Source organism: Rhodococcus sp. YH3-3 (genome assembly GCF_001653035.1).
Taxonomy (GTDB): Bacteria; Actinomycetota; Actinomycetes; order Mycobacteriales; family Mycobacteriaceae; genus Rhodococcus_F; species Rhodococcus_F qingshengii.
The window spans coordinates 1-6,778 of the sequence record NZ_BCWH01000011.1 but is presented as its reverse complement, the minus strand read 5'-3'; the positions used below and the strand labels follow the sequence as shown (position 1 = coordinate 6,778).

Genomic DNA, 6,778 nt, shown 5'->3' with positions numbered 1-6,778 from the left:
TTCGGATTTCACTTCGATTCCATCGAATCCGTCCACATCGACTGGACATAGAACTGCCCTGCCCCTCGACGCACCGGGCAGGACCAGGCATCACGTTCGCAGACCCTCGTGCGAAACACCGGTAGCGATCTCGGCACCAGAGGATATGTCGGCCAGGTTCGAAAATCGAATGGCGCCTCTCAGCCGGAGTTGTCAGGTTTGACGGGCAGTTGGGAGTCGAGTTCGGAGACAGTGGCTTCCACAGCTGCCGCGATCTCGTCGTCGGTAGGGACGAGATCGCGAACCTGGGAGGGGAGAGTCTCATAGGTGTAGTCGGCTACGGCGAGGGGTGCAGTTGACCCGGCAAGTGAATACCGGACGACGTTGTCGTTGCGGCCGGCGCAGAGCAAGATTCCCACAGTCGGTGCGTGGATGTCCTTGTTGCGGAGGTTGTCGTCGATCCACGAAACATAGAAGCCGAGCTTTCCGACATACTCCGGCTCAAACCTGCCTACCTTCAACTCGACGACAACGAATCTCGCTTGCACCCAGTTGAAGAACAGCAAGTCGATGTAGAAATCCTGATCACCGACCTCGAAATGGTACTGACGCCCGACAAAAGCGAACCCGTGTCCCAGTTCGAGGAGGAACTGCTCCAGCCGACGCATCAGCGCGGACTCCAGCTCCCGCTCCGCGACACGTTCGGTGATGTCGAGAAAATCGAAGACGTACGGGTCACGCACCAACTGTTGAGCGAGATCGGAATCCTCGGCCGGAAGATGGTCCTGAAAGTTCGACGGTGCCGCACCGATCCTGCGCCGTAAACCGCTGTTGATCTGATTTTGCAGCACATTGCGCGACCACCCGTGCTCGGCAGCGGTTGATGCATACCAGTCGCGGTCGGACTGGTTATCGAGTTTGTCGAGCAATACCGTCACATGACCCCACGGCAATTGGCCAACAGCTTGTTGGCCAATTGCATCGCGACCCCAGATGCTCGCCATCTGCCGCATGTACTTCAGATTGGTCCGCGACAACCCACGCATGTCGGGAAAGGCCGATCGAAGATCGACGGCGAGCCTGTCGATCACCTTTGAACCCCAGCCCTCGGCCTCTTGACGCTGCACGATCGCGTGCCCTATATCCCAATAGAGGCTGAGCAGTTCGGTGTTGACGATTCGGGTGGCGCGAACTCGCGCTTGCCGAACTTGCGACTTGAGATGGTCGAGAAGCTGGGCGTAGTCGGCGGGCAGTTCGGCTGGAGCATTCACCCATCCATCTTTACCCAGCGCTGCTGGGAACGCCCACCGGACATGCCCCCACTGGACACCTCAGCCCGCAGGAACGGCGACTCGGGCGTGCGCGCTAGACGCAGGATCACCCGGCCCTCGCACAGCTCAGTTCTTCACAGGGCGCATTGATCGGAGTGAATACGTCCAGCACCATAGCGGCCCTCACCTGAAATCGGGCGCGTCAGGCCTGTCCGCGCGCGGACAGGTACATCGTGTTCCCTGGTAGAGAAAGGTTCTCATGCCGTTCCTAGGTTCGACCATCCACCGTCCGGTATGCATACTGATGACGGCAACAGTCGTCGCAGCCTCCATCGCTTTGATGTCGCCGGGCATCGCGTCCGCCCAATCAAACGGATGCTCGAAGACTTTCAACCTGTTCATCCCCGGAACCTGGGAAACCGCAGAAGACGCCGATCCCTCGATCCCGGTCGGTATGCTAAAACCGATCGCCCACAGCATCGCGGACACGAACGGTAGCGCGGCACAGGTCCACACTCTGCCGTACATGGCCCGAGCCTTCGACAACGGAAAAACCTACGCAGACAGCAAATCTGATGGTTTGACGAGGCGGGTCCGAGGAGGGTTTCCTTTTCAGCCCGCATCTCAAGCGTGACGCGTTCGGCGTTGCTCCCACAGATCCGTCGGGGCACGTGCGCCAGTTGGTAGGCAGCATGATCTACGCCTCCACGTTCGCCTCCTGGAAATTGCACAGCCCAGGAGCGTTCCTATACACGCTCATCCGTGATGGCGAAGCCGGAGGCGTACCGAATATCGGGACCGACTACCCGATGCTCGAGACCGCAGGCACGATCAAAGTGGTACCGAGCGGCCGAAGCGGCAGCTTCAAAATGGTTTTACTCCAATCCGACATTGCCGAGTCCGCACTGTCGATCATCGACTCCCGAGGGTCCCGAAACCGAGGCGAGGCGGGCAGCCTCCAGAGCTTGGGCAACCAGCGGGCCTACAGTCACGTCGAGCGGGAACGCGCCAAGATTGCCTGCGAGGCTGAAATTAACGGCCACGAGGAAGCGCGACTCATTGCGGCGCTGCGTGACGTAACTTCAGGCGGTGCTTTCGGTGTCTGACGACGAACTACCGATCAACGACGAGGTCCAAACCACGGAAGGTGCGATCGCCTCCTCACCCAAGGCAGACCAGGAACCGCAGCGGTCGGCAAGCAACACTTGCGATCAACACCGATTACCACTGAAGCTGAAGAGACAGGAACGGCGCAAGTAGGAACGCGCGACACTGTCGAGGCGCCTAGGGGCGACCTGCCGGATGATTCAGCGGTGTCGTCCCGGTCAGCTAAGCGCCCGGTGCAGAAGGGTGGTCGAGGAACGGACCCGGGCGCGGACCTTGAACGTCGAGTCGGCCGTACCGAGTTCAACGACGGTGCTCTGGTCAGGCTGCGTGTGCCAATCCGCGTCGACGCGGATTCTGGACGTGATGTTCTCACCGATATAGACGTTCTCGCGGTCGACGTCGACGGACGTCTGCGGATCTCGCGTTCGATACTCGAGTGTAAGAGCGGCAAGGGCCAGTCTGGCGAGCCTGACCGGCTCCTGTGGCTCGCAGGCCTTCAGCAGTTTCTCGGTTTTGAGCGCGCTGTTCTCGTGCGTCAGACAGCCTCACGCCGCGGCCGCGGCCTCGCCCGGCCACTCGGTCTCCGAACTCTCGACGTCGCGACGCTTGCCGGCCGCGAGGCAGCTCATGCCTGGCTGCCAGCGCGATTCGGTCACCTCGAGGGCGACGAGTGCGCGGCCGCTGAGCTCCGCACCGACACGCAGTTGAAGGGCTAGCGCTGCAGGGTATGCCAACTTACGTCGCCTGGCAGGTGACGGAGGTTCTCGACGAAGGTCAGCCTATTCCCGACCACGCGGTGCAGTTCGCCAAACATCTTATGTCAACGACACACGAAAGTGTGCTCGAACGCGTCGGTTTCGAGCACACACTCATCGACACAGTGGAGGGGGGCGGGCCTGAAATCGTAGTGCCACCTTGGGCAGTGCAGCAGTTCGCTGCAATCGGCACCCCTGCCGAGTTGATCGAGAGAATCGCCGCGGCCCACGCGGCTGGAGCGGACTCATGGTCTTGCTCATTCACCGGAACCCCTCAAGAAACTGCTGCAAGCATGACCCGCTTCGCCGAGCAAGTTATGAAGCCATTGCGTTCCCACATGGCCGCGTAGCGAATACCGAAAAGGACTTGATCATGGCAGATCTCAATCGAGACGTAATTGAGCGACTGTTGGACGCCAGTGCGGAAAGTGGGCTGGCGGGCGTACTGGCGTTATCTCCAGAGAATTTCGCGTATCTGGCTGGTTTTGCTGTCCCCTCACAGGAACCGCTCCGGTGGCGCCACGCGGCCGTGGCAGTCAACACCGACGGCCGAGCAGCAGTGCTGTGTGTCGACATAGAAGAAACCACTGTGCGTCACAGGCTTCCCGACGTCGATGCTTACGTGTGGCAGGAGTTCGAACAGAACGCGGTGGCCGTGATGGCTCAGATGCTTCGTGAGCTGGGTATGGAGAGCGGGAGCATTGGGGTCGAAACGGACTACATTCCCGCTAGAGATTACGAAGAGCTGACTGCCGCGCTTCCGCATGCCCAGCTACGGAGCGCGGAAAGAATGTTTGCGCTCCTGCGAATGCGGAAGAGCCGCCGGGAAGTGGAGTTGATCCGTGAACTGAGTCGCACAATAGATGCGGCCCTGGCCACCGCATTTGCGTCGGTGCACGAAGGGAGCTCGGAACTCGATCTCGCCGGAGCTGCCGTGGCGGCGCTTTTCGCCGGCGGAGTCGACCGCGAACGCGGGATGGTCACCGCCAGCGGTGCCCGCAGCCATTTCCCGAACGTCCGCGCAACAGAACGACAATTAGTAAACGGAGATGTTGTTCGACTCGAACTGTTCGGGGTGAGCGGGCCGCCTCGACGAGGCCGTCGAGTTGTTTCGGTTCCGGATGATGCCCTACATGCTGTACCTGGCGCGCGGACGAGACCAGTTCAAGCCTGCGTGCTCAGTCCTGCTCGACAGCGACGGTGCTGGTCAGGAAGCTCGACGACAGATCCTCAAGGGTGGAGCCAAGGGCCGTCCGACCGTGACAAAAGATTTGAATGATGACCTTCTCTTGCTGCGCCCCGAAGCCGGAGTCGTGCCGTGGCGCCGTCCGTCCATCCCAGGTAGGACCGAAACTGATACGGGAGACCTTGAGGAGTCAGATCTTGGTTGGGTGGCCTAGTTTTGGACCGGGTGGTCTCAATCGATCGTTGAGTTGGTTGGGTGCCAGCTGGGTTCGGGTCGATCGTTCGGCGGTGCCGCGGCGGGTGGGGGTGTACACGCGGTAGGTGATGATGGTTCTCTTTCTCAGGCGGTCTTTCACTCCTGCGTGAGTGGATCTGTCCCGGATACCGTTGGGGCGGAGCGTAATCCGCTGGTCGCTGCGGTGGTGTTGTTTTGTGGTTGGCGGCGGCGGGTTAGGGCGTGTCCGTCGGAGCTTGGCCGCGGTGGTGAGGAGGTACCGTTCGGCGGCGGCGTAATCGGTGGTCCTCTTGCCGGAGGCGCTGGTGGTGCGGGTGATCAGTTCGAGGTAGCGGCGCCGAAGCGCGCGGGCGTCGGGTTGGCCGAGCAGGAATTCGGTGGCGGCGACGACCTCTGGACTCGGCGCGGTGTGTGTCGCTTTGGCGGGGGTACGCTTTTTCTTCGCGGTCACCGCGTGCTCGCTAGGGCTGCGGCGCAGTGGTGTGCCGGGCCTACGTGTGTGAGGTTCGGGTGTAGTTGTGGGCTGCTCGTCGTGGACGGCATCACGAACCTGGCTGTAGTGCCTTGGTCAGGATGATCGTCGTTGCCGAGTTATCGGGTGCGTCGGCGGCTGTGGAGGGAAACTGTTCGAGAACGACGTCGTCGACCAGCCTGTGGAGGACGAACCAATGGAACGAGGTGGTGCTGGTGTCGATCGGTGCCGTCGTCGCGGCGAGAATTACTCGCAGGTGCTCGTTATCGATGTCGAACGTGCAGGTGAGGAAGCTGGAGGGTAGGGCATGGTCCAGGAGAATGCCGGCGGCTTCGTCGATCGCGAGAACTAGGTCGGTCAGTGAGACGGAAAGCGGTGCACCCTATGCTGGTTTCCCGCCGATGACTGGGGGATGTCACGTCGGCGGGACGGCTCAATCCTGTACCCCGAGTTTTCCCGAGTTCGTTTGCTTTACTTCAGGCACTCGAAGACGAGTGGTCGCCGGAGCAGATTGTCGGGCATCTGAGACTGCATCACAGCGGTGACGAGGAGTTGGCGATCAGCCACGAGACGATCTACCGCTCGATCTACACTACTCGGTGGGATGTGATTCCGCAGTAGCTGTGCAAGCGCCTACGAACATGGCGGCTGATCCGAAAGAATGAGCGGCACTGTTAAAGGGCAATGGAGGTCGCAGGTCATCGATGCACGCTCGATCGAGGATCGACCCGCCGATGCCGAGGATCGCAGCGTGACTGGACACATGGAAGGTGATCTGGTGATCGGTTCGAAGAACAGTCAGGTTGCGACATGGTAGATCGCAGGGACCGCGACTTGACGATCGTGCAGACACCCAGTCGGCATACCACCTCGGTGGTGCCCGTACTGGTGCGGGAATACGGGCGAATGGATTCGGCATTGTGTCGGAGTTTAACCTGGGATCGGGGGATGGAATTGGCCGATCACGAGCTGCTCAGTGCAGCAACGGGTATCGAGATTTTCTTTGCAGCGCCGCGTAGTCCTTGGCAGCGCGGGACGAATGAGAACACCAATAAGCTTTTACGCCAGTGTCTTACGAAAGGAATGTATCTCGGGGATCTGAGCCAGTCGGACCTCGATGCCATCGCGGCCAGGCTCAACAACCGGCCACGGAAGTGCCTCGGGTTCCGAGCGCCCGCGGAGTTTGTGGCGGAAGAGGCTGTTGCGTTGGCAGGTTGAATTTAAGGACGCTTTTCAGGAATGCGATGTCTCCTGTTCGGAGACCTGCTTGCGCAGCCTGGCCAGTTCTGTCCGTTCCGCGGCAGTGAGCGGTTGTTATCCGACTGTAGCGGCGTCGTCGATGCGTCGTCGTTCGTCGGCGACCTACTGTCCGAGCAGGTTCTTGCTTAATCCGAGGTCGTGGGCGACTTCGGCGATGGTGTGGCCGGAATCGATCACCCTGTGGCGGCTTCGACCGTGTATCGGTCGTAAACGATTTGCGCTTGCGGGACATGAGGACCTCCTCCCAGCGGAACCTTCGGTCCCGCCAGCTCGGTATCCACCATCCGGGGTGAACCCACGAGCATTTCAGCGCGGCTGAATCGCTCCGGCATTTCCGGAGCAGGACGGCATATTCGAACTCAGACACGCTGTCTGGCGTGGTGTCGATAGCCGTGGTTCGTGATTCCCGACCACGGTGTGGTGTCCCGGTGATCTACTGGTTCGCCGGGACGGGTGGTAGTCACAGGAGTAGGTGGAAGATGTCGAAGGCGACTGTCCATTGGGCTGTGCCGGG

General features: G+C 60.7%; 6 protein-coding genes. 4 read left to right on the top strand and 2 right to left on the bottom strand.

The window, feature by feature from the left end; genetic code table 11:
- Nucleotides 1-179: 179 nt before the first annotated feature.
- Nucleotides 180-1,250: a YhcG family protein gene (locus YH3_RS34505; RefSeq protein WP_064445159.1), complete on the bottom strand. Its 1,071-nt coding sequence runs from the start codon at nt 1,248-1,250 to the stop codon at nt 180-182.
- A gap of 692 nt (nt 1,251-1,942) precedes the next feature.
- Between YH3_RS34505 and YH3_RS34495 the strand changes: the two genes are divergently transcribed.
- The 3 genes from YH3_RS34495 (at nt 1,943) to YH3_RS35405 (ending at nt 4,391) form a co-directional block, all read left to right on the top strand.
- Nucleotides 1,943-2,356: a hypothetical protein gene (locus YH3_RS34495; protein WP_064445160.1), complete on the top strand. Its 414-nt coding sequence runs from the start codon at nt 1,943-1,945 to the stop codon at nt 2,354-2,356.
- Between the two features lie 207 nt (nt 2,357-2,563).
- The gene (locus YH3_RS34490) at nt 2,564-3,073 is read left to right on the top strand and encodes a hypothetical protein (RefSeq protein WP_154100420.1); all 510 of its coding nucleotides are present in this window, start codon (nt 2,564-2,566) and stop codon (nt 3,071-3,073) included.
- A 412-nt stretch (nt 3,074-3,485) separates the two neighbouring features.
- The gene (locus YH3_RS35405; RefSeq protein ID WP_003941255.1) at nt 3,486-4,391 is read left to right on the top strand and encodes an aminopeptidase P family N-terminal domain-containing protein; all 906 of its coding nucleotides are present in this window, start codon (nt 3,486-3,488) and stop codon (nt 4,389-4,391) included.
- A 97-nt stretch (nt 4,392-4,488) separates the two neighbouring features.
- Here the strand turns inward: YH3_RS35405 and YH3_RS36380 are convergent, their stop codons facing one another.
- Nucleotides 4,489-4,983, bottom strand: coding sequence for a hypothetical protein (locus tag YH3_RS36380; RefSeq protein WP_064445155.1), 495 nt, complete (start codon nt 4,981-4,983; stop codon nt 4,489-4,491).
- An 831-nt stretch (nt 4,984-5,814) separates the two neighbouring features.
- Here YH3_RS36380 and YH3_RS36440 point away from each other — a divergent pair.
- Nucleotides 5,815-6,222, top strand: coding sequence for an IS30 family transposase (locus tag YH3_RS36440; protein ID WP_238592800.1), 408 nt, complete (start codon nt 5,815-5,817; stop codon nt 6,220-6,222).
- Nucleotides 6,223-6,778: the final 556 nt, after the last annotated feature.